Source organism: uncultured Campylobacter sp., from assembly GCF_937997535.1.
GTDB lineage: Bacteria > Campylobacterota > Campylobacteria > Campylobacterales > Campylobacteraceae > Campylobacter_B.
In genome coordinates, this window is the sequence record NZ_CALKTT010000089.1 from 1 (window position 1) to 20,646 (window position 20,646).

Here is a 20,646-nt window from a genome sequence, read left to right on the forward strand (position 1 = left end):
ATTTAGCGGATCGGTTTTATCCTGGATAAAAAGCCTCATTTGGCCTTTTGGGACCGAATTTACCTTTTTACAGGCGATCTCGCAATCGGTACAGCCCACGCATTTGTTCTGATCGAATATCATGCCGTAGTGCGGCTTTTTCGGCTCTTGCTTTTTAGCACTTGCGTTTACATCTTGTGCACTTTTATCTGTGCCGTTTTGTGCGAGCAAGCTTGAGGCGATTGCGCCGAGCCCCAAAGAGCCGAGTGCGGCGGATTTTATAAAATTTCTTCTTTGCTTTTGCATATTCTCCTCCGACTAAATTTAAGCAAAACTACTTCGTTTTGTTCGCGTCGTGAAAGCTTTTAGCCTCGCTCTCGCTAAGTTTTTTCGCCGCATCGGCAAGCTCGCCAGGCTTTAAAACTTTTAGTAGTTCGGCTTCAAAAATCACCACAGAACCCGCAGGAATTCTATCTACGTCCACGTTGCCGTAGGCTAAATTACTAGGGATTGTAAATTTATATTTCGAGCCCGTATTCATCAAAAGCAACCCCTCGCGCAATCCGTCGATTAAGCCTATCATAGAAAGATGCGCCGGAATTTTAGACGCGAAAGTATCGTCAAATACGCTACCGTTCGTCAAATACGCCTTGTAGTTCATCACCACTACGCTCTCAGGCTTTGGCTTTTCGCCCATACCTAGCTTTAAAATTTCATATTGAAGACCGGATTTTGTGGTTCTAACGTCCGGATTTTTGGCATTTTTCGCCATAAATTCCTTGCCTGCTTTTAAATTTTTATCAAGCTCCGCTTTGGAATTTGTTTCTACGATCTTATTTAGTTTATCGGCTCTTTGATTCAAAAGCGCAATAATTTCCTCATCTTTTAGCTTCTGCTGCTTTTTAAGAGCGTCCAAAAACCCCTCTATTACCGCATCTAAGTCGTATTTGACGCCTAATGCGGCTTGTGAATGCAGCTGGTTTGAAACATAGCTTCCGGTAGAAGCTCCGATGCTATAAGATTCTTTTTGTTCTTGCGTAGTTAAATTCGCGCCTAACGCGCAGCTTGCCAAAACGATAGGCAAGAAAATTTTTAGTCTTTTTTGCATACATTTGCCTTTTAAATTTCGGGGCCGCGAGCTTACGCGACCCCGAAAGAATTATAAATTATTATTTAGAATTCTTTGAGCCTCTTTAATATACTCTTTAGCGGCTTCTAGCCTTTGCTTAGTATATTTAAAGCCGTGCATTCCCCATGAGCCGTCTTTTTCGATAAGATCGACGGTGTCTTGAGCTTTTTCGATTAGCTCATAGACGCGAGTTTTATCGCTGGAGTTAAGCTTTTTAGTCTCAAGGATAGAGTAAATTCCTTGAATACCGATCTTAACTTGCGAGAAATCGCTCTTAATTGGAGTTTGCCAGCCCATAACCTCATCGTAAACCTGCTTTTGGTTCTTGAAGTGAAGTGTCTCTTTTAGCTCGGAAACGACAGGGCTGTGGCAGCCTTTGGTATCTTGCATATCTTTATCCGCCCACGAGGTTCGTGCGCACGACCACATAAGATCGACGAAATTTCGTCCATCTTTATTTCTTTGGAAGTGCCAATCTTTCGCATCTCTTGGACCTTTAGCGGCATCGCCTGCGACTAGAGATTTTCTAGCAGGATCAATGTCGATCTTCCAGATGTGCGATCTTCTTTGAGTATCAAATCCTGCGTTGTCTTGAAACTGAATAGCGTAGAAGTTCTCGCAGCTCATCATAAACGGCATGTGGCAAGATGCGCAAGTGTTGTCTTTATGCGTATCGGCTCTTGCAGCGATATAGGCTTGCTCTTGGTGGCAATCTTTGCACTCTTTTGTGATCTTAGGCTTTGTATAAAACGCACTCAAATAGCCCTGCTCGGAGTTATAATTTACGCCCTTGACGGTTTTATCACCAACTACCGGTCCGGTGTTATCGTGCGGATCGTGGCAGGTTACGCAGCGCATACCCTTCTCGTAGTGAGCGGTAAAGTATGATTGAGAGCCCTCAGAGCCACAGCCTGGTCCCATAGATTTAAATTTAGAGCTAAGAGATAGATCGGGATTTCCATTGTTTAGCGGATTGGCACGAGCTAAATCAGGGCTATAGTTAAATCTTTGGTGGCAGCGTTCGCAGTTTGAGGTTCTAAAATTTGTAGCGCCGTCAAGGTGACCGCCCGCTCCATGGCACTCTTCGCAGGTGATACCTTTGGAGATAGTGTGCTTTTGAAGCTCTTTTGCGTTACCCAAAGCAGCATAGAATTCTTTTTTAGTTTTAAAATCGAATTTGAATGGGTGGCAGACTTCACAATACGAGCTGTTTGCTTGGAAAAACATCGATTTTTTGTATTTTGCAGCATACGATGCAAGACCTCTTACGTAACCGCCGTTATCGCCATAATCGGCTAGAGTTTCCGGGAATTCCGGAACTATCTTTTTGATCTTTTTGACCGTCTCATCGTCTAAATTTAACGCCCAAGTCCTTTGGAATTGGTTGCCGCCGGCTACGATTTGACCGGTACCATCTCTTAGCAAGCCGCCCTCTACGTGATAGGTTCCGCGTAGAAGCCATGCATCTACGTAGCCGAATTTTGTCCTTAAGTGTCCCACGGTCGCATAAATTATGTCAGGGGTAATACCTTTTGGAAGGATCGACGCCGTATCTGGGCTAAATACAGGATCAGTTAGGTTGTTATTAACCTCCGGGTGCTCGCCCGGGAAGCGGATAGTAGTGGCGTGGCGCGATCTGCTCCATGTCTCATACTGCGCAGGGTGGCACTCGCCGCATTTTTCAGGACCTATGAATTTATTCGGAAATTGCAAAGAAGAGCCCGCAGGGATTCTATACATCATAGAGCTATAGCCCTTGCCGTCGTCTCTTTTACTAGCCTTTGAAAAGTCAAATCCATGCCCTTCCGCAAGCCACTCCAAACCTCGGTCATGTACATCCATCTTACCGACCGTCTTACCGCCGTATTTGGTAAAAATCGGGTGATTTTTAAATAGCCAGTCATACATCTCTCGCTCTTCTACGACGTAGTCCTGCAAGGATATGACGCCTCTGCTTTGCAACGTGCCCTTAGGATTTGCGATGACGTCGCGCGATTTTTGCGACATTTCCATCTCATGCCCCATACCTTCATCAGCACAGGCCCCTGCGGCAAAAATGCTAATACAGGCGAGCGCGCCGAGTAGCATCTTATTCCATTTTTTCATGGCTCCTCCTTTGAAAATCAAATTTTTAAATTAGCAAAGTTTTACGATTGAAATAATACCAACAAAAAAGGGTGAAAAAGGGAGAAATTTAATAAAGTCTAAATTTAACGAAAAGATATCGTAAATATCGCGCCGTCGTCGGAATTCGCAGCGCTTATGCTCCCTCCGTTTTTTTCGATTATCATCTTGCTCATATATAGCCCGAGCCCGCTGCCCTGCTGCTTTGTAGTAAAGTGCGGCTCAAAAATTTTATCTAGCTGCGCTTCATCGATGCGGCTTGCGTTATTTTCGATCGTAATTACTCGCTCGCCCTGTTTTAAAAACGAGCGAATTTTAATCTCGCGCCGTTTAAGCGGCACGTCCAAAAACGCTTCCTTTGCGTTGTTTATGATGTTTATTAGCACCTGGATGAGCTCGTTTACGTTGCCGTAAAGCGTAAAATTTTCCTCTACCCGTACGCTTATGTCGATGACATGCTTTTTAAGCGAGGCGTTTAAAATTTTACGCGCCTGTTCAATCGCCTCGCTGGCGCTAAATTCTTTCTTCGGCATGTTCGGATTGAAGAAATTTTTAAAATCCTCGATCGTATCGCTCATAAATTTCACCTGCTCGCCCGCGTCCCTGATGCCGCCCTCGAGCCTTTCTTTTGAGAGCTTGCCCCGTTCGTTGTAAAGCTCTAAATTTATAAGCGTGGAGCTGATCTGCGATAGTGGCTGACGCCACTGGTGCGAGATATTGCCGATCATCTCGCCCATGAGCGCGAGGCGGCTTTGATTTATCAGTAAAAGCTGAGTTTGCATCTTTAAAGTTGCGTTTTTTTTGTGAATTTTATAGATACAAAATATGCAGATCAAAAACACTGCAAGCAAGCTTAGGCCGCTAACGACAAACTCTTTGGTGTGATAGAGCAGAATGCTTTTTATCGGAATTTTAAAGCTTATCATCGCGATCGTATCGCCTAGACCGCCTTTGAAATTCCCCACATCGCCGTAGAGCTCTTGCATCTTTTTAGGTGCTGCGTTGATGCTGTGGCACTCAGTGCACGAAGGCTGGGAGTTTGTTATCGGCAGGCTCAAAAGATACGAGGCGCCACCTTTATCATAGACGATTCTGGAGTATTCTTTGTATCTATTTTCTTTAAAGCCCTCTAAAATTTCATTCTCAAACTCGCTTCCTTCGTGCTCGGGATTGAGCGGATCGGTAGCGACGAGCTTGTAGTCGTAGTTGATGTTTTCTTTGGCGAGCTGAATTTTATAAATTTCGCGCGTTATGTAGGTCGAGGACATCAGCCTCGGATCGAAAAAATCCTCACTCAGAAGCTTTTTTTCTTTAAGCTCGTTTATTAGCGGGCGCTGCACGGTCGAGACGTAATCGCGCACTGCATTCATCGTATCTAGGATATAAAACGCCTCGCGCCTCGTGTCCTTTAGCGCAAGCTCGCGGTAGAAGTTAAAAACCAAAGCCGTAATTACGATATATAGCAGCACGAAAAGCGCTACGATAAATTTAAATTTATACTTCAAAGAGATACCCCACCGCATATAAATTTTTGATCACGTCCTTGCCGATCTTGCGGCGCAGCTCTTTGACGATCGCCTTGATCGCCTCCTTGCTAGGCTGCTCGAACTCCCACATATAATCAAATAGCTGCTCGTAGGTTACGGTTTGATTTTTGCGCGCTAAGAAGTACTCCAAAAGCTTGCTCTCGCTTTTGGAAAGATGACAGGCGCTGTCTTTGACGTAGATGATCTTTTTGGCAAAATCATACTTCAGCTCGTCGTTTATATTCAATATCGGCGCGTGATTTATCAGCTCCGCCGCGACGTCTTGCAGCGCCTTTATAAAGGCGTTTTTGTCGTACGGCTTAGGCAGATACCTGGTGATCTTAAGCTCCACCGCCCGCCACAGATACTCCTGCTCGGTGTGGCTCGAAAGTATCACGATCGGCACGCCGATGCCGGCAGCGCGGATCTTTTTAACGACTTCTAGCCCATCCATATGCGGCACGCCGATATCAAAAACCAGCGCGTCGTACGAACCGCTCATCGCCTCATCAAGCGCCTCCAGCCCGTCCTTAACCCCCACTACTTCGCCGAAAAACAGCTGCAGCGATTCGGTTATATTTTTTAAAATCCCAGGCTCATCCTCTAGACAAAGAACCCTTTTATTGGACAAAACATCCAATAATTCGTAATCTTGCATACTCTATCCGCCTCCAAGCTTAACGCTTTTTACTCTTAATTGTCTCTTAAAATATAACTTGCTTAAATTATATAAATTTAGCATTAAACTAACGTTAAAAAATATACCAAAGCGGTTTGCACGCAAATTTAAACCTCAAACCGCCTATGTGCGAGCTTTGCGCCTACATAAGTCGGCTTAAAAGATCACAAGAACATAAAAAGGTGGGGCGATAAGCTTAATATTAAATTTTACCGCCTCGCAGGCGGCATATGAAAGGCGGTAAAATTCTATTTTAGAGGGGCTTACATATGCATTTTGTAGACTAAAGGCAATTAAAACATAAAATCTCAGCTCCGCAGCTCGGCGGAATAGAATTTAAAATTTAGCCCAAGCCGGGCATACTAAAGTTAATGTGAATGCTCCATCTTTGAGTGATCCATGCCGCCGTGATCCATGTTCTCCATCGAGCCATGATTCATATGCGAATGATCCATCCCCTCCATCGAACCCATATCGTGGCTCATCCCACTCATCGAGCCATGATCCATCATAGAATGATCCATGCCGCTCATACCTGGATCGGTCATTCCAAAAATCATCGCGATGTGTCCTAACACCAAAAATACAATCAGCGCCAAGAAATGAAATTTAAGCCTAGCTCTAAATTCCGCTCCTTTTGCGATAACTCCGAGCTCCAAAAGTAGCAGCACCAGCGCAGGCAGCGCCGCCGCTACGTATGCCGCCAAAGCTAAAGTGTCCGCAGCACCACGTAAATGAATAGCGGGCAAAATTTTAACCGCTACGTAAATGATTAATATCGTAAAATAAGCGCCGAGAATGATGCTAAGGCATTTATTGATTTTTAGAGCCAAAGAGCCCTTCTGCGCGCGGTACAAGCTAAAAAATTCGCTCGCTACTATCGCTTCTGCTAAGCCCATCGGTACCGCCATAAATAAAATCAAATTCCACGGCTGATTTGCCATCAAAAGTTCCATGTAATTCGTCATTGCCATGTTTTCTCCTTATTTTAGTTTAAAGGGCGTAATTCTAGCGGCTTTCGGTAAAAAATTTTAAAACAATAGATAAGATTAAGTGCGCCTTTAATCTTATCTTTCTGCAAAATGATTTGAGCTGCGTCTTAAAACTCGCTCACAAATATTAAATTTATCTCGCTTTACACGCCGCCTCTTCGTATCTAACGCGAAATTTAGAAAATTTATATTTGCAGATGCAGCTGCATTAAATTTAGCCAAAACGCTTTAAATTCCGCAAAATTTCAGTTTTGTAAAGATAAAATTACAAAATTTTTTAAAAGGATTTAAAATGAAAAATGCTATTTTATTTGCCTGCGCAGCGCTGTTTGTATGCGCTTGCTCCAATCCTGAGCAGCCAAAGCTAGGCGTTTCGCATTGTAGCGAGCCTAAAATGGACGAGGCGTCGCATCAGATGATTCAAATTTGTGGCGAAAGCGAGGAGCCGCAAATCGAAAATATGCAGTGCAACGAAAACGGACTTTGCTTCGGCAGCGCAAAAATCAGGTAGCCGAAGCTCCCGCAGGCGCTAGCGCTAAATTTAAATATTTTATAATCGAAAGCGAACGCCCGCGTAGCGGTCCAAGCCACGCTTTAAAATTTTGCTCGCAATTTAAATTTAACTCCGCTTCACGCGCGCCGATGCATTTTATCTATACTTAATTTTAACTGCGTCCGCCAATTGATCGAGCTGCTCTTGGCGCGATGAAATTTTAAAATTTCATCGCCAAACATGGTGTGGAATTAGGATTTAAAAGTAAGTGCGGGTCAAATTCATAAGTTTAAAATTTTAAAGCGACATGCAATTTAAAATTTTACGCTTCTTGAATGCTAGCGGTGCGAAATTTTGCGCAAGCTCAAAATCCGCGCTAGAAGATTTCGTGCCGCTGCAAAATTTCTAGATCACAACTCCGCTCGGTAGAATTTTTTGGCGGTGCAGATGGAGGCGCAAAATCTGTGCCACGCAACCTTGCACGGATCACACCCGCCCAAATTCCTACGCCGCACGCCGAGACTCATAATCTAATCTCGCTACAAGATCGCTTGCGAAATAGTGCAGTATCCTTAGTCGCATAGCGTATCACAGCCTTACTCGCTGCATAGCCGAGGTCCATAGCTGTAGTGCGAAATGGCGTGGAATTCTTTGTTGCGCGATCGAAGCTCTCAGCCCGCAAAAAGGCGCGATATCCTCTACCGACGGTGCAAGTTTATTATCTAACTCACGCCTCAGAATTCCGCCTCAAACTCATTGCTTAAAATTTCGTCTAAAAAAAATCGCGTATGAGAAATTCCGCTTTATCTTTACAGCTTAAAATTTCGTATGGATTGCACCGAGCAAAATCTCGTCACTGCGCGACGCAAGCTTAAAATTTCAGCGTCGTGCTCGCCGCATATTAAATTCCGTTTCACCATTACGACTTAAATTCTATCACAAGCCTGTAGATTTAAAATTTTACTTCAAACGACGCCGTGAAATTTCTACTCTTGCCTAGGCACATATCTCTCGGTGCCTGCGCCACTTCCCGCTTAGCGGCGACGCTATATATCTTTGCCGATAGCAATCCTCGCACAGGGCGCCCGCCACAGCGCATAGAAAATAAAGCGTGCCTCTTTCGTAATCGTAGCCTCTAAAAAATTTTAAGCGACCGCAAAATTTTAAAATTTAAAAGCAGCCTGTGATTAAGCCGATTTTTATAAATTTGGATTTGCTTTGTAGCAGCGCAATCTGGTGAGCAAGGCGCAACTATAAGTTAAGCAGCTAGCTTTACGTCAGCTGCTTAAACATTTCGATCTGTTCCTTCGTAAGCTCGATCAAATCATCGTTTGCGTATTTAAGCGATGTCTCCAGACTTGCGATGAGCTCCTTACGGACGAAGCTCACGCTAAAAAGCGTCGCCCAAAATCGCGCTCCGCTGCCCGTACTCGGATCTTCCAAGACCGCTCTAATCGCAGCTACCGCAGCAGCATCGTCCGCTGCACCTAGCACCTCGTCCACGAGCGGATATTCACCTGCGCCGTCGCCCTCGTTTAGCGAGCGCAAAAGCGGCTCAAGCGCCTCGTCACAGGGATTATCACGCAAAAACTCCCGCACCGCGCGAAACCCTGCCGCGAGCTGATCCGAAAGCTGCGCAGGCATCGGCTGATGAAGTCTCAAAAAGTCTAATGCCGTTTGCTTGTCCATAAAATTCCTTTTAAATGATATGCGCGATTGTAGCTAATTTTGGATTGCAAAGAGATAAATTTACTCTAATTTATCAGCTACTTCCGTCATAAATTCTCAATAATCTTAAATAATTAGACAGTGATTTTGTAGTGGCTTTTAGGGGCGATTTTCTATGGGCTTTGCGGATTACGAAATAAAATTCCAAAATTTTATCCAAACAAAAAAGCCCCTGCGAAGTGCAGGGGCTTACAAGCTTGATCTGTTTAGTCCGGCAAAATTTAGCAGACTAAGAAGGATTATTCCTCGATCTTGCCGGTTTTGATGCGGCGCTCGTAGATTTCGCGCATCTCTCTAATGTCGTTTTTGACCTCGAATACGCCGTGCCAATGCGAATAATCAGGTCCGCCCATTAGCGCGCCTTGGCGCATTCTGCGACCCTCGTGATGCCACGAAGTGTAATAAATACGCTGGAACGCATCCGCCCAAGGATCGTCTTTTAGAAGTTTCTTTTCCTTAAGATCTTTTAGCATCTTAGTCGCTTCGTCGTTGTAAACGTTATATAGAAGTACCTGCTTATCGCCCACCTCAAAGAAATTATTCGTATGGGTGCTTGCATGGCACTCTTTGCATACTTGCTTCATCTCGGCACGTGCCGCCTCAGGACCGTTTAGGTTACCTGCCAAAGGATTGCCGACGTTTAGTTTGCCGGTATTTAAGAACTCGCTTACCGCAGTCTCATTACCGCCGGTGCGTAGATTGCTCTTAGGCTGCCACAAATTCCACTTCAAGCGTTGAGATACGTTGTGAGTGGAGTTTAAATCGCCAACACCGCCGCTCATATGGCAGGTCGCGCATGTAGGGGCGCGGTAATCAGGAACCGCCCAAGTACCAGGAGCGCTATCGAATTTCCACTCATTGCCTTCAGCGTTAAATACGTGTCCGTGCATTGAGTTATTGTAAATTTCGATATCCGGATGATCAGGTCCTAAGTGGCAAGATGCGCAAGCAGCAGGCTTACGAGCTTCAGCAATCGAAAATTTATGACCAGAATGGCATGATTTGCATCCGCCTACGCTACCGTCCGGATAAACCGTACCGATGCCGTAAACGGGCCAGGTCTCTTTGGTAGGCTTGTTATGCTCATCCATTTTAACGACGCTACCGTGGCATTGAGAGCAGCCGGTAATATCAGGTGCATGTTTAAGATCAGGGATATCACGTCCTTCGTAGTGATACATTAGATCAACTATTCCTTTGTTGGCTTGCATTTGCATAGCGCCTCTTGCGTGACCGCTGTTTTCAAACTCTTTAACCTCGTTGCTGTGGCATTTAGCACAGGTTTTAGGACTAACTAGCACCGAAATATGATTATCTGTGTCTTTCGGATGCGGCTCTTTAGCTGCCATAGGGCTATCTGCTGGCTGCGAGTGGCAGTCGGTACAGCTAACGCCTACGTGAGCGTGGCGGCTCATCTTCCAATCCGCAACGACGCCCGGAGTTTTTTCGGCATGGCACTCGACGCAGCGTCTAGCTAGCGGCGTAAGCTGCCTATTTACCTTTAAATTCTTCGTAAGACTAACGTTTACGGAATTGCTTACGTTCGCGTCCGACGCGGACATATTCGCATGCTGCGCGGGCATTTCTGCGAATGCAAACGATGCGATACAGGCTATTAAAATAGCGACTTTTTTTAGCATTGCTTCTCCTTTACTTGGTTTTGTTATTTTCTCGATTGTATTTATCCCAATATTTGGTGATCTCTATACCCATATTTTTGTGACCGACGTTTTCGTGGCACTGCACGCAGGTTTTGCCGGTAGTGCCCGCGAAATAATCCCTATGCGCGAGCCAGGCTTTATTTACTTGATTATTCTGCTCTTTTAAATTTCGATGGCAACTTAGACAGCCGCTTTCATAAACGAAATGATTTCGCTCCTTGCGTTTTTCTTGCCAGTCGATCTTATCGGCATCGGTAAAGACCGTCTTGTAGACATCATTTGCGGAGGTTAGAGCCTTGGTCCAAAGATACATAAAGGTATTTTCATGAGAGACGTGACAGGCGACGCAATCGGCCTTGAAGCCTTGCGGGTTATTGCCACCGTGAACGTCGTTGTGAAAGGCGTTTGCCATCGGCTGCATTGTATGACAGGATACGCAGAATTTATCGGTGCCCGTAAGGTGAACCATCTCCGCAATCCCAAGAGAAAGTATCATTCCTATAAGCACACAAGCGCCCACGAGCAGCACAAGAGTTTTCTTTTTCATAGGTTTCCTTGATTTTAAAATTTCTTCGCAAAATTTTTAGTATTTGATAATTTCAAAAAATGGTATTTTATTATAAAAAGATTAAAAACCGCTTATTTTCTAGCCTTTTGTTAAAATTTATTAAATGAAGATAAAATTTTAAACTAAGTTTTTAGTTTAACGGAATATAATCCATTAAAATTTCAATACAAGGAGAGATCATGAAAACGATCCAAGCAGCTGAGATTACAAAAGTAGTCAGCGAGCTTTGCAAAAAAGCCTGTTATCACGTCACGCCAGATATGCACGCGGCATTTGAGAAAGCGCGCGAGAACGAGACTTCGCCTATCGGCAAGGATATCTTAGGCAAGCTCTTACAAAATGCCGATTTAGCGGCGAAAGAGGTCGCGCCGATCTGCCAAGATACCGGCATGACGGTGGTTTTTGTCGAACTCGGTCAGGATGTGCATATCGAGGGCGGATATTTGGAGGATGCTATCAATGCAGGCGTTGCGGACGGCTACGTAGGCGGCTACCTACGTAAATCCGTGGTCGCAGAGCCGCTTTTTGAACGCAAAAACACCACGAACAATACCCCTGCGGTCATCAATACCCGCATCATCCCCGGCGACAAGCTTAAGATTAAAGTAGCCCCAAAAGGCTTTGGCAGCGAAAACAAATCGGTACTAAAAATGCTCGTTCCCGCAGACGGCATCGAGGGGGTAAAAAAGGTATTTTTAGAGGCGGTCAAATACGCAGGTCCTAACGCCTGTCCTCCGATGGTCGTAGGCGTCGGTATCGGCGGCACGATGGATAAGGCGGCGCTTTTAGCCAAGCAAGCCGCGGTTCGCTCGATCGACAGCAGAAATCCCGACGAGCGCTACGCCAAGCTAGAGGATGAGCTGCTGGAGATGGCGCGCGCTACGGGCGTCGGTCCGCAGGGTTTGGGCGGCATAAATACCGCCGTTAAGGTAAATGTAGAGTGGTATCCGACCCACATAGCGGGGCTTCCGGTCGCCGTTAATATCAACTGCCACGCGGCTCGCCATGCCGACGCCGAACTATAAGGAGGAAATCATGTCAGAAGTTAAAAGAATTACCGCACCTTTCGATAAAAGCGTAGTAAAAAGCCTAAAGGCGGGCGATAACGTCCTAATCAGCGGCACCATCATCGCAGCTCGCGATGCCGCGCACAAGGCTCTAACCGAAACTCTCGCTCGCGGCGAGAAACTACCCGTAAGCTTAGCCGGCGAGACGATATATTATCTGGGGCCGACCCCTGCCAAACCGGGTCAGGCAATCGGCGCTGCAGGGCCTACGACTAGCGGACGCATGGATAAATACACTCCTACGATGATAAACGAAGTAGGCATCAACGGCATGATCGGCAAGGGCTACCGCAGCGACGCCGTCGTCGAAGCGATGAAAAAATCTGGCTGCGTCTATATGGTCGCTATCGGCGGAGCGGGCGCGCTAATCAGCCAAAGCATCAAAAAATACGAAGTGCTAGCCTACCCCGAGCTCGGCCCCGAGGCGGTCGCGAGACTTACGGTCGAGGATTTCCCCGCTATCGTAGCGATCGATAGCGAGGGCAATAACTTCTACGAAGTAGGCCAGGCGCCTTATAGAAAAATTTAAATTTTGCTAGCGGCGTCCTCGCGGCGCTTTTTGCGGCGCGGGCGTCCGTAAATTTCGCGACATTCGCTCAGGCGCTCGTAAATTTTGCGGCATAAACTACGGCGTTTATTTCGCGAAATTTTACGCTGCCGCGCAGTGAAATTTTATAGCGAAATTTAAATCGCGTCCGTAAAATTTTATCTCTCTTACGGCGCGGAATTTTTAAAATTTCGCGCCGCTTAAATTTCTACAGAAATTCCGCCTTCGCTCCATTTAAACAATCAGCCGCTAAAATTTAATCGCAAATTTATCCAAGTCTAAATTTTAAAATTCCGGCGCCATTCGTAAGCGAATTTAAAGCTCGCTAGCGCCATAATCGGATTTAAATTTTAGGAGGGGCGATTGAGCGCAAGCGAGCTGGAGCAGATCAGGCTGGAGCTTTTGTATAAGGCGAAAAGAAATATGATCTTCGCAGGGGCGTGCATGCTCTTTTACGGCACGTTTTTGTTATACAAGCTACGCGACGGAGGAGGCATGGCGGATTTGTTGTCTCTTATCGGATTATTCGCGGTTGTTCTTATAGTAGCCGTTTTGTGCGATGAAAGCTCCATAAAAGCTAAGATAATCTATGCTGCCTGCCTTTTTGCTATGAGCTTATTTCTAAACGATTTACAAAATCACCCCACGATTTCCAAATATATCTTACTCGCGATTATAACTTTAATCTTGGCCGCTTCGAGCTTATTCGTATTATTTAGAATCTTTAAACAAGATTATTCGGTAAAATTTCAGTGCGCTTTTAAAGAGCACTATCTAATGCCTTATTTCAAGGCGTTCGGCTATCGGTACGATATTGGAGGCAGTATCGATCCCGCCAAACTCAAGCTCTCCGGGCTCTTTTTTCGACTAGACAGATACTCATACGGCAACGACAGGGTCTCGGGCATTTATGACGGCGTGAAGTTCGCATTTTGCGACGTGAGCTTATTTAATAGATTTTCAGAAAGCGAAATCCTCGGCACCTTTTTCTACGCGGAATTTAACAAACGCATAAGTGCCAAAACCCTGATTTTTCCCGCTCGCGCCGGCGCGCCGAACACCGGCGGGCTAAAAAAGATCGATATGGACGATGCGGAGTTTAATGCCGCCTTCGCCGTGTATTGCGAGGACGCGGCGGGCGCGATGTATATTCTAACGCCCGCCTTTATGCGGAGACTCTTGCACTTCGCAAGTGCCGTAGCCGCGCCCGTCAGTCTTAGCTTTTTAGATAGCAAAATTTATATTTTCGTAAATACGGGGCGCGATAATTTCGAGCCTGACATAGACGAAAGCGTGCTGCGCCGCGACCCTGCCGCGCAGCTCAAGCGCGAGCTTTCGCACTTTTTGGCGATCGTAAAAAACCTAAAACTAAACGAAAGAATTTGGAGCTAGCGGGCGGCTAGCCGCAGTTTGGCACGCTACGATCTCACACGCCGTGCTGCGGTTTCGCGTGCCTTGAAATTCCGCGCGTTTTGAAATTTAAAATTTTAATCCATGCCACGGAATTCTGCGCCGCAAAATTTAAAATTCTGAAATTAAAATTCCGTGCCTTGAAATTATACGCTTTAAAATTTAGAATTTTAAAATTTCGCAGTCGAAATTCTGCGCACTTGAAATTCGAAATTTTGCCGCGCCTTTAAATTTACGATCCCAAAGCCTTGAAATTTAAAATCCAAATCCGCTCGCTGCGGAATTCTGCGAAATTGCGAAATTTGAAATTCCTTGAAGTTGCAAAATTCCGCGAGGCTGCCGTTTGAAATTCGCCTTTCAAAGCATAAGGCTAAGCAACAGCAAAAATCCGATGAAGCTTAGGGCGTTGCCGAAGGAGCCGCCGATATGATCGCCGAGCCACGTCAGCACGAGCGCGCCGCCTAGACGCAGGCCTATTTGTAGCGCCACAGCCGCGATAAAATCCACTGCGCGCCGAAGCCCGCTGCGCGTATCGCCGAGCTCGCCGCCGCGGCTTTGATTCCACAGCCCACTTACGCGGTAGTCCTTGTAGCGTGCGCGGAGAATATCGCCATTTTGCAGCTCAAAGCTCTGCGAGGCGTTCTTTGTCTTAGCGGGCGCCGAGACTTCGGCGGAGCGGGCGGAATTTATAGAATTTGCTGCGTTAGTAGAATTTGCAGAGCTTGTAGAATTCGCTGATTTCGCAAAATTCTTAACGCTCGCAGAATTTGCGGAATTTTCTGCGCCTAAATTCTTAAATTTCATGCAATTTTCGCCGCCTGCAAGCTCCGCTAAATTTTGATCTGTGAGTATCCCGTCGGAAACGATCTGCAGCTTGCTATCGCCCGATAAATACACTCCGTCCAGCGCGAAGCCATAATAATAAACGTCGCCGCTTTGCAGCACGCGCACGCCGCTGGCATAGCCTTCCGCTTCGCCGCTTCGCTTGGGCTCTTTGGAGTGTGCGAGAGCCGCAAATATGCGTCCAAACTTCGCGGCACGCCAGTCTCTGCGCATAAACTTGAAGCTACAATACGCAAAAGGCGCGAGGACGGGTAAGGCTATAGCCACCGCAGGATCGCTCTTTTCAAAAATAAAGATTATGCAGTAGATGCTCATCGCGGCTAGCGCTACGCCGAAGGCTGCGAATATCGCGGCGAGTGCCGTGCTGCCCGCGTCCCTACAGCGCTGCGCGCCCAGGCTTAGATTAACAAAATCTAGCGGAAGGGCGGAAGCGGCGGAGTTTACCGAAACGCCGCCACGGCTCTCGCGAGCAGAATTTAAAAAGAGGGAACCGCCAAAATCTTCGCAGTTTAAACCCAAAGCGGCGGAATTTATACCGCTGCGATCTTTGCCCACTAAATCAGATACCACAGAATTTTGACGTACACTTGCCGCGGTATCGCTATGTGCGTCGTAGTCTAAATTTGCGGCAGTGGAATTTCCGCTGTTTGGAACTTCGCAGCTAGGGTGCGGCACGGAATTGACGCCGCTTAAAGCCTCGCGATCGGAATTTAAGCCCCTCAAAGCTTCGCGGCTGGAATTTGAGCTCGAAACCTCATATATCACCGCCAGCTCGTCGCCCTCGCGTATCGGCAGATAAAGTCCGTCGCGCTTTAAATTTAAAATTCCCGCAAAGCGCAAGCCCTCCAGCGTAAAGCTAAATTTAGCCGTGCCTGCAGCCGCGGGCTGTAGCTTAAAACCCCTGGCCATGCCACGAGCAAGCTTGATCTGCCGCGGCGAAAGAAATTTAGCAAACCCCATGCGCGCTTTTCAGATCTCGCAAAATTTCGCCCCTCTATTTCGCGGCGGATTTTTTGCGGATCTGGATATTGATGAGCTCCACCAGTAGCGAAAACGCCATCGAGAAGTAGATGTAGCCCTTAGGTATGTGAAAGCCCAGCCCATCGGCGATCAGCGAGACGCCCACCAAAATCAAAAACGCAAGCGCTAAAATTTTGATCGTCGGGTTTGCATCCACGAAGCGCGCGATCGCGCCGCTAGCGAGCATCATCACGCCCACGGCGATGATGACTGCGAGGATCATCACGGGCAGGTGCTGCGCCATACCCACGGCAGTGATGACGCTATCGAGCGAAAAGATGATGTCCAAAACAGCGATCTGCACGAGCGTGCCGCCGAAGCTTGCCTTGCCGCCGCTGGCGCTATGCTCGTGCACCTCGCCGGTGGCGCTGGAGTGGATCTCGAGCGTGGATTTGACGAGTAGAAACAATCCGCCGCCGATCAGTACGAGATCGCGCCCGCTAAAATCGCGCGAAAGCACGCTAAATAGCGGCTTGGTAAGCCCCATGATCCAGCTTAGGCTAAGAAGCAGCAGTATGCGCGTGATCATCGCAAGCGCGAGCCCCATTATGCGGGCGCGCCCGCGCTGTGCTTCAGGCAAGCGGCCGCATAAAATCGCGATAAAGATGATATTGTCGATACCAAGCACGATCTCAAGCCCCGTGAGCGTCGCCAGGCTGATCCAGGCCTCGGGTGAGGCGATCCATTCAAACATCGGTTTCCTTTGGGTGAAATTTAAGCCGTGATGATAGCGAAAGTTTGGTTAAAATTTCTAAATTTTACCGCCTTCGCGCGCGAAATTTCGCGTCTGATTTCGCGCAAAATTTCAAGTCTATAATTTTAAAATTTTGAGTTTTGATACGACGCAAATATGGGCTAAATTTAACATGAATCGGAATTTTAACTTATTTAGTGCGGCGTGGCGCGTGTTCGCTTTATCGAAGTTCGTTTTGAAATCTGCGTGCAGCTAAAGCCGCACAGGCGGCATATCTCGATCGAGGTTGGTGGATAAAGGAGCGGCAAATTTCAAAATTTAAAGATAAGTTCCGCGGCAAGTAAATTTTGATGACGGGCGCTGCAATGCGGGCATGCTAAATTTTGGCGCTAAATACGCACAGGGCGTGCAAAGTTGGAATTTAGCGCAGAAGGTGCGAGGTCGAAATTTAAGTGAGCGCATCCTAAACAGCGCGAAATAAAATCACGGTAAAAGAAATTTCATTAATCAAACAGCGAGGGTTGCAGCGATTTGATCTTGTAGCTTGCGCGGTGAAAAGGCGTGAGCCCGTACCGCTCGATCGCCGCGATGTGTGCGCGCGAGCCGTAGCCTTTGTTTTGCGCGAAGCCGTATTGCGGATAGCGCTGCGCGAGCTCATACATCGTGCGGTCGCGCGTGACTTTGGCAAGGATGCTCGCCGCGCTTACTTCCGCGATTTGCGCGTCGGCCTTTACGAGCGTCTGAAGCCCGCGTACGCCGAAGGTTGCGTTGCCGTCGTAAATAATCTGTCCGCTAAAACCCGCAAAATACGCGAGAATTTGTTCAAGCGCCGATCTTAGACAGGAGCTTAGACCCGCTTCATCGACCTGTGCGCTTGAAATTTCGACGATTTTGTAGCGTGAGCTTTCGATGATCTGAGCGTAAAGCTCCTCGCGGCGCTTCTCGCTTAGCTTTTTGCTATCGGCAAGGCCTGCGATTTCGCGCTGTAGCACGCAGCCCGCGACGCAAAGCGGTCCCGCAAGACAGCCGCGCCCCGCCTCGTCGATGCCACAAATCTGCCCGCTCACTGCGCGTCCTTTCGCACGACGGGCGCAGTCCCGCTTAGCAGGTCGTGTAAATTTAATCTATCTTTGCGAAAGAAGCAGATCAAAAGCCCGATGACGCTAAAGCCTGCAAATACGAAGCATGCAAAGCGAGCCAGCGCCCTAAAAAAGCTTACTTTACGTCCGCTGCGAACGTCGATGAGGTAAAGCCCCGCGAGCTTGTAGCCAGGTGTCTGGGCGCTGCGAGCGTAAAATGCTGCGCAAATCGCGCCGTATACAAGCCAGATAAGCGCAATTGCGGCTTGGTTGCGCCATAGAGCTTCTTTTGAGCCCAAGACGAGATAGGTAACGCCGTAGAATAGGGGCATCGCGATGATGAAAAGATCGACAATGAAGGCCTTTACGCGCAGAAAAATCGGCGAAATTTTAGCTTTTTGTTTTGCCATTTTGCTCCGTTTTGAATTAAATTTTAAAATTCTGGCGCGGTAAATTTAGAGCCGAGAGAATAAAATTTAATCTCGCTGCAGTTTGTTAGCGGCAATCGGCACCTAGTTTCCGCGACTACCTGGCTTGATCGCCTTACTTCCGGCAGCACAAAGCGGGCAGGTCGCGGGCTCGTAAATTTCAAACTCGAAATTGCCTAGCGCAAAAAACGGCTTATCCGCGGGCAGCTTGGCGCCAGCCTTAGCACTGCTGCCCGCTAAATTTGCGACCTTGCAAAACCCGCGATTGGCAAGCGCGGCAAAGCCCACGACCTCGCCGCCGAGGTTTTCGATGAGCCTGGCGCTCTCAAGAGCAGAGCCGCCCGTCGTGACGATGTCTTCGCAGACGATAAATCTCTCGCCCTTATGCACTTCAAAGCCGCGGCGCAGGCTCATCACGCGATCTACGCGCTCGGTAAAGATGAAGCGCTTTTTTGCCGCGCGAGCTAGCTCGTAGCCCGCTAAAATTCCTCCCAGCGCGGGCGAGCAGACACTATCAAACTCCACACCCGCTTTTTCGATGATAGCGGCGAGCTCGTCTGCTAGCTGTCCTGCTAGCTGCGGATCTTCAAGTACTTTGGCGCTTTGCAGATAAAATTCCGAATGATTGCCGCTTGAAAGCAGAAAATGCCCTCGCAGATATGCGCCGCAGTCGCGATAGATTTTTTCTATATTCACAGCTCAGACCTTCAAAAGCTCGGCTTCTTTGGCCTTAACTGCGTCGTCGATCTTGCTTGAGTAAGAGTCGGTGATCTTTTGCACCTCGTCGTAGCCCTTTTTGGCGTCGTCTTCGGAGATCGCTTTGTCTTTTTCGAGCTTTTTGATCTCGTCGTTGGCGTCTTTGCGGACGTTGCGAATGCCGATTTTAGCTTTCTCGCCCATTGCTTTTGCTTTTTTAGCGTTTTCTTGGCGCTGCTCGAGCGTCATCGGGGGGAAAAATAGCTTCACGCTCTCGCCGTCGTTAGTCGGATTGACACCGATATTCGCCGCTGCGATCGCGCTTTCGATCGTCTTTAGCATCGGTTTTTCCCACGGCGTGATCGAGATCGTAACCGCATCGGTCGAAAGGACGGTCGCGACCTGATTTAGCGGAGTTTGCGAGCCGTAATAATCCACGAAAATATGATCTAGGATCGCCACGCTCACCTTGCCGGTACGTAGCGTCGTAAAGTCCTTTTTCAAAGCCTCGATAGCTCGATCGCCGTTTGCTCTTTGCTCTTTGTAGATAGCTTCTAGCATTCAAATCCTTTAAATAAAATTTGCGAAATTATAGCGTTAAAAAAATAAGAATAGCATTTAAAAGCGCGGATTTTGCGCTTTTAAATTTTAAAATTTAGAGTTTATTTGGTTGTGTTTTGATCTGCGGAAGCGGCGCTGGCATTGGTATCGCTTGATGCTTGCGACCGAGCAGACGCGCTAGCTGCGGCAGTATCGGTCGCAGGAGCTGCGGGTGCTTCGATTTTCATATCCGTCGCATTGGTCTCGCCGCTAATTATGGAATTTGATTCGGTGCTTGCCGGAGCGAAATTAGGCTTTGCGCCTGAAGCTGGGATGGATGGCACGCCAGGGACAGCGTTTGGCCCGGATTTAGTAGCATTCGCTTCGATCTTGACGCGATCGACTACGGAAGATTTAGCATCTTGCTGATAGAAATACGCAAGCACAAGTGTATTTATCACGAATAAAATTCCCATTGCAGCGGTAAATTTAGCTAAAAACCCCGCAGGCCCCTTCGCTCCGAATAAGCTTTCGTTGCTTCCGCTGTATGCGCCAAGCCCAATAGAAGAGCTCTTTTGCAGCAGAACGGAGATCGTAATTATCACGGCGAAGACGACTTGTAAAACCAAAAATAACGTAGTCACTATAAAAACCTTTTGAAAAAATTGAATTTGCGATTATAATAAAAGATTTATAAATTTTAAGTTAAGAGTGCACCGCACGAAGCGGTGCGTAAAATTTAGTCTCTGCTTGCGCCGAAAATTCTTAGCAGCGAAAGGAAGAGGTTGTAGATGTTTAGATACATATCTACGGCAGCCATTATCGGTGAAGTATAGGTGCCGTTTATAATATTTTTAGTATCGTAGATGATATACATAGAAAAGATTAAAGCCGAAAAAGCTGAAATCGCTATATCAAGCACGGTGCTTTTGAAAAAGAAGTAGTTCAAAAGGCTTAGCACGATAATAGCCACAAGCGATACCAATAGCGGCTTTCCCCAAGAGTCGAAATTTGTCTTTGTATTCATCGCATAAACGGTAAGAGCACCGAAAGTAATCGCCGTAGCCACGAACGCATGCGTTACTACGTCTCCAGCGCCTGCTGCGATATAAATAGCGATCAATTTACCTAGAGTAAGACCGGTAATAAAGGTAAATGCAAAAAGCAAAACCAGCGCGATCGTGTTGGCGCCGCGATTTACGGCTGCTTGCATACCGAAGATCAGCCCCATTAAAACTACCAGATATAAAATCGGATGAAGAGCCAAGCTCACGCCGAAATTCATCGCCACAAAAGCCCCTGCCGCCGCAGCTATCATCGAAGCGGTTAGAAGCGCGTAGGTTTGTTTGATAGTCTGAGAGATTCGTCCTTGTTCTAGTGATGCGTCCGATAGCTCATAGCCGTCCGCGTAATTTCGTCTGTCGTATAGACTCATATTTTTCT

The 20,646-nt window shown here is 47.2% G+C and carries 19 protein-coding genes and 2 pseudogenes; 4 read left to right on the forward strand and 17 right to left on the reverse strand.

The genetic code is table 11. The features are described 5' to 3' along the window. The 6 genes and pseudogenes from Q0117_RS08210 to Q0117_RS08235 form a co-directional block, all read right to left on the reverse strand. Positions 1 to 285, reverse strand: a pseudogene (locus Q0117_RS08210) (nitrite reductase); the annotation flags it as partial. A gap of 28 nt (positions 286 to 313) precedes the next feature. Beyond that, positions 314 to 1,087 carry an FKBP-type peptidyl-prolyl cis-trans isomerase N-terminal domain-containing protein gene (locus Q0117_RS08215; RefSeq protein ID WP_297924469.1) on the reverse strand — a complete coding sequence of 258 codons (774 nt, stop codon included), beginning with the start codon at positions 1,085 to 1,087 and terminating at the stop codon, positions 314 to 316. 51 nt (positions 1,088 to 1,138) lie between these two features. Continuing rightward, positions 1,139 to 3,214, reverse strand: a complete 2,076-nt coding sequence (locus tag Q0117_RS08220; protein ID WP_297924471.1) for a cytochrome C — start codon at positions 3,212 to 3,214, stop codon at positions 1,139 to 1,141. A 104-nt stretch (positions 3,215 to 3,318) separates the two neighbouring features. After that, positions 3,319 to 4,737 carry a DUF3365 domain-containing protein gene (locus Q0117_RS08225; RefSeq protein ID WP_297924474.1) on the reverse strand — a complete coding sequence of 473 codons (1,419 nt, stop codon included), beginning with the start codon at positions 4,735 to 4,737 and terminating at the stop codon, positions 3,319 to 3,321. Next, positions 4,727 to 5,416, reverse strand: a complete 690-nt coding sequence (locus tag Q0117_RS08230) for a response regulator transcription factor (protein ID WP_297903286.1) — start codon at positions 5,414 to 5,416, stop codon at positions 4,727 to 4,729. The genes Q0117_RS08225 and Q0117_RS08230 overlap by 11 nt, the downstream gene beginning before the upstream one ends. A gap of 389 nt (positions 5,417 to 5,805) precedes the next feature. After that, on the reverse strand, positions 5,806 to 6,405 hold the full coding sequence (locus Q0117_RS08235) for a DUF6803 family protein (RefSeq protein WP_297924476.1): 600 nt from the start codon (positions 6,403 to 6,405) through the stop codon (positions 5,806 to 5,808). Positions 6,406 to 6,721: 316 nt separating this feature from the next. Here Q0117_RS08235 and Q0117_RS08240 point away from each other — a divergent pair, with 316 nt between their 5' ends. Next, a complete protein-coding gene (locus Q0117_RS08240) occupies positions 6,722 to 6,940 on the forward strand; it encodes a hypothetical protein (protein WP_297924478.1) in 219 nt (72 codons plus the stop codon). Between the two features lie 1,254 nt (positions 6,941 to 8,194). Here the strand turns inward: Q0117_RS08240 and Q0117_RS08245 are convergent. The 3 genes from Q0117_RS08245 to Q0117_RS08255 form a co-directional block, all read right to left on the reverse strand. Then, complete coding sequence (locus Q0117_RS08245; protein ID WP_297924480.1) at positions 8,195 to 8,611, reverse strand: hypothetical protein; 417 nt, start codon at positions 8,609 to 8,611, stop codon at positions 8,195 to 8,197. A gap of 278 nt (positions 8,612 to 8,889) precedes the next feature. Then, a complete protein-coding gene (locus Q0117_RS08250) occupies positions 8,890 to 10,290 on the reverse strand; it encodes a multiheme c-type cytochrome (RefSeq protein WP_297924482.1) in 1,401 nt (466 codons plus the stop codon). A gap of 10 nt (positions 10,291 to 10,300) precedes the next feature. Then, the gene (locus Q0117_RS08255) at positions 10,301 to 10,858 is read right to left on the reverse strand and encodes a NapC/NirT family cytochrome c (RefSeq protein ID WP_291940163.1); all 558 of its coding nucleotides are present in this window, start codon (positions 10,856 to 10,858) and stop codon (positions 10,301 to 10,303) included. A gap of 200 nt (positions 10,859 to 11,058) precedes the next feature. Here Q0117_RS08255 and Q0117_RS08260 point away from each other — a divergent pair, with 200 nt between their 5' ends. From Q0117_RS08260 to Q0117_RS08270, 3 genes are all read left to right on the forward strand, one after another. Beyond that, positions 11,059 to 11,904 (forward strand): fumarate hydratase, encoded by an 846-nt coding sequence (locus tag Q0117_RS08260; protein ID WP_297924484.1) that lies wholly within the window; start codon positions 11,059 to 11,061, stop codon positions 11,902 to 11,904. A gap of 10 nt (positions 11,905 to 11,914) precedes the next feature. Beyond that, positions 11,915 to 12,475: a Fe-S-containing hydro-lyase gene (locus tag Q0117_RS08265; RefSeq protein WP_177389396.1), complete on the forward strand. Its 561-nt coding sequence runs from the start codon at positions 11,915 to 11,917 to the stop codon at positions 12,473 to 12,475. Between the two features lie 381 nt (positions 12,476 to 12,856). Then, entirely contained in the window at positions 12,857 to 13,885 is a 1,029-nt protein-coding gene (locus Q0117_RS08270; protein WP_297924486.1) for a DUF3137 domain-containing protein, read from the forward strand. A 375-nt stretch (positions 13,886 to 14,260) separates the two neighbouring features. On the opposite strand, the gene Q0117_RS08275 is transcribed toward Q0117_RS08270, so the two are convergent. The 8 genes and pseudogenes from Q0117_RS08275 to Q0117_RS08310 all read right to left on the reverse strand — a co-directional run bounded on the left by Q0117_RS08275 (position 14,261) and on the right by Q0117_RS08310 (position 20,638). After that, positions 14,261 to 15,706, reverse strand: a complete 1,446-nt coding sequence (locus tag Q0117_RS08275; RefSeq protein WP_297924488.1) for a hypothetical protein — start codon at positions 15,704 to 15,706, stop codon at positions 14,261 to 14,263. Positions 15,707 to 15,740: 34 nt separating this feature from the next. Beyond that, entirely contained in the window at positions 15,741 to 16,460 is a 720-nt protein-coding gene (locus Q0117_RS08280) for a TerC family protein (protein ID WP_297924490.1), read from the reverse strand. Positions 16,461 to 16,963: 503 nt separating this feature from the next. Further along, positions 16,964 to 17,527 carry a ribonuclease HII gene (locus tag Q0117_RS08285; RefSeq protein WP_297924492.1) on the reverse strand — a complete coding sequence of 188 codons (564 nt, stop codon included), beginning with the start codon at positions 17,525 to 17,527 and terminating at the stop codon, positions 16,964 to 16,966. Next, positions 17,524 to 17,949, reverse strand: coding sequence for an RDD family protein (locus tag Q0117_RS08290; protein WP_297924494.1), 426 nt, complete (start codon positions 17,947 to 17,949; stop codon positions 17,524 to 17,526). The genes Q0117_RS08285 and Q0117_RS08290 overlap by 4 nt, the downstream gene beginning before the upstream one ends. Before the next feature lie 102 nt (positions 17,950 to 18,051). Beyond that, the gene (gene pyrE, locus Q0117_RS08295) at positions 18,052 to 18,663 is read right to left on the reverse strand and encodes an orotate phosphoribosyltransferase (RefSeq protein ID WP_297924496.1); all 612 of its coding nucleotides are present in this window, start codon (positions 18,661 to 18,663) and stop codon (positions 18,052 to 18,054) included. Between the two features lie 3 nt (positions 18,664 to 18,666). Then, positions 18,667 to 19,224 (reverse strand): ribosome recycling factor, encoded by a 558-nt coding sequence (frr, locus tag Q0117_RS08300; RefSeq protein WP_297924498.1) that lies wholly within the window; start codon positions 19,222 to 19,224, stop codon positions 18,667 to 18,669. 350 nt (positions 19,225 to 19,574) lie between these two features. Then, positions 19,575 to 19,847, reverse strand: a pseudogene (gene secG, locus Q0117_RS10670) (preprotein translocase subunit SecG); the annotation flags it as partial. Positions 19,848 to 19,942: 95 nt separating this feature from the next. Continuing rightward, positions 19,943 to 20,638, reverse strand: a complete 696-nt coding sequence (locus tag Q0117_RS08310; protein WP_297924502.1) for a Bax inhibitor-1/YccA family protein — start codon at positions 20,636 to 20,638, stop codon at positions 19,943 to 19,945. Positions 20,639 to 20,646: the final 8 nt, after the last annotated feature.

Excerpts from the sequence above, each read along its gene's own strand:
- Q0117_RS08215 (WP_297924469.1), bottom strand. The coding sequence starts at position 1,087 with ATGCAAAAAAGACTAAAAATTTTCTTGCCTATCGTTTTGGCAAGCTGC.
- Q0117_RS08220 (WP_297924471.1), bottom strand. The coding sequence starts at position 3,214 with ATGAAAAAATGGAATAAGATGCTACTCGGCGCGCTCGCCTGTATTAGC.
- Q0117_RS08230 (WP_297903286.1), bottom strand. The coding sequence starts at position 5,416 with ATGCAAGATTACGAATTATTGGATGTTTTGTCCAATAAAAGGGTTCTT.
- Q0117_RS08235 (WP_297924476.1), bottom strand. The coding sequence starts at position 6,405 with ATGACGAATTACATGGAACTTTTGATGGCAAATCAGCCGTGGAATTTG.
- Q0117_RS08240 (WP_297924478.1), top strand. The coding sequence starts at position 6,722 with ATGAAAAATGCTATTTTATTTGCCTGCGCAGCGCTGTTTGTATGCGCT.
- Q0117_RS08245 (WP_297924480.1), bottom strand. The coding sequence starts at position 8,611 with ATGGACAAGCAAACGGCATTAGACTTTTTGAGACTTCATCAGCCGATG.
- Q0117_RS08250 (WP_297924482.1), bottom strand. The coding sequence starts at position 10,290 with ATGCTAAAAAAAGTCGCTATTTTAATAGCCTGTATCGCATCGTTTGCA.
- Q0117_RS08255 (WP_291940163.1), bottom strand. The coding sequence starts at position 10,858 with ATGAAAAAGAAAACTCTTGTGCTGCTCGTGGGCGCTTGTGTGCTTATA.
- Q0117_RS08260 (WP_297924484.1), top strand. The coding sequence starts at position 11,059 with ATGAAAACGATCCAAGCAGCTGAGATTACAAAAGTAGTCAGCGAGCTT.
- Q0117_RS08265 (WP_177389396.1), top strand. The coding sequence starts at position 11,915 with ATGTCAGAAGTTAAAAGAATTACCGCACCTTTCGATAAAAGCGTAGTA.
- Q0117_RS08275 (WP_297924488.1), bottom strand. The coding sequence starts at position 15,706 with ATGGGGTTTGCTAAATTTCTTTCGCCGCGGCAGATCAAGCTTGCTCGT.
- Q0117_RS08280 (WP_297924490.1), bottom strand. The coding sequence starts at position 16,460 with ATGTTTGAATGGATCGCCTCACCCGAGGCCTGGATCAGCCTGGCGACG.
- Q0117_RS08290 (WP_297924494.1), bottom strand. The coding sequence starts at position 17,949 with ATGGCAAAACAAAAAGCTAAAATTTCGCCGATTTTTCTGCGCGTAAAG.
- frr (WP_297924498.1), bottom strand. The coding sequence starts at position 19,224 with ATGCTAGAAGCTATCTACAAAGAGCAAAGAGCAAACGGCGATCGAGCT.
- Q0117_RS08310 (WP_297924502.1), bottom strand. The coding sequence starts at position 20,638 with ATGAGTCTATACGACAGACGAAATTACGCGGACGGCTATGAGCTATCG.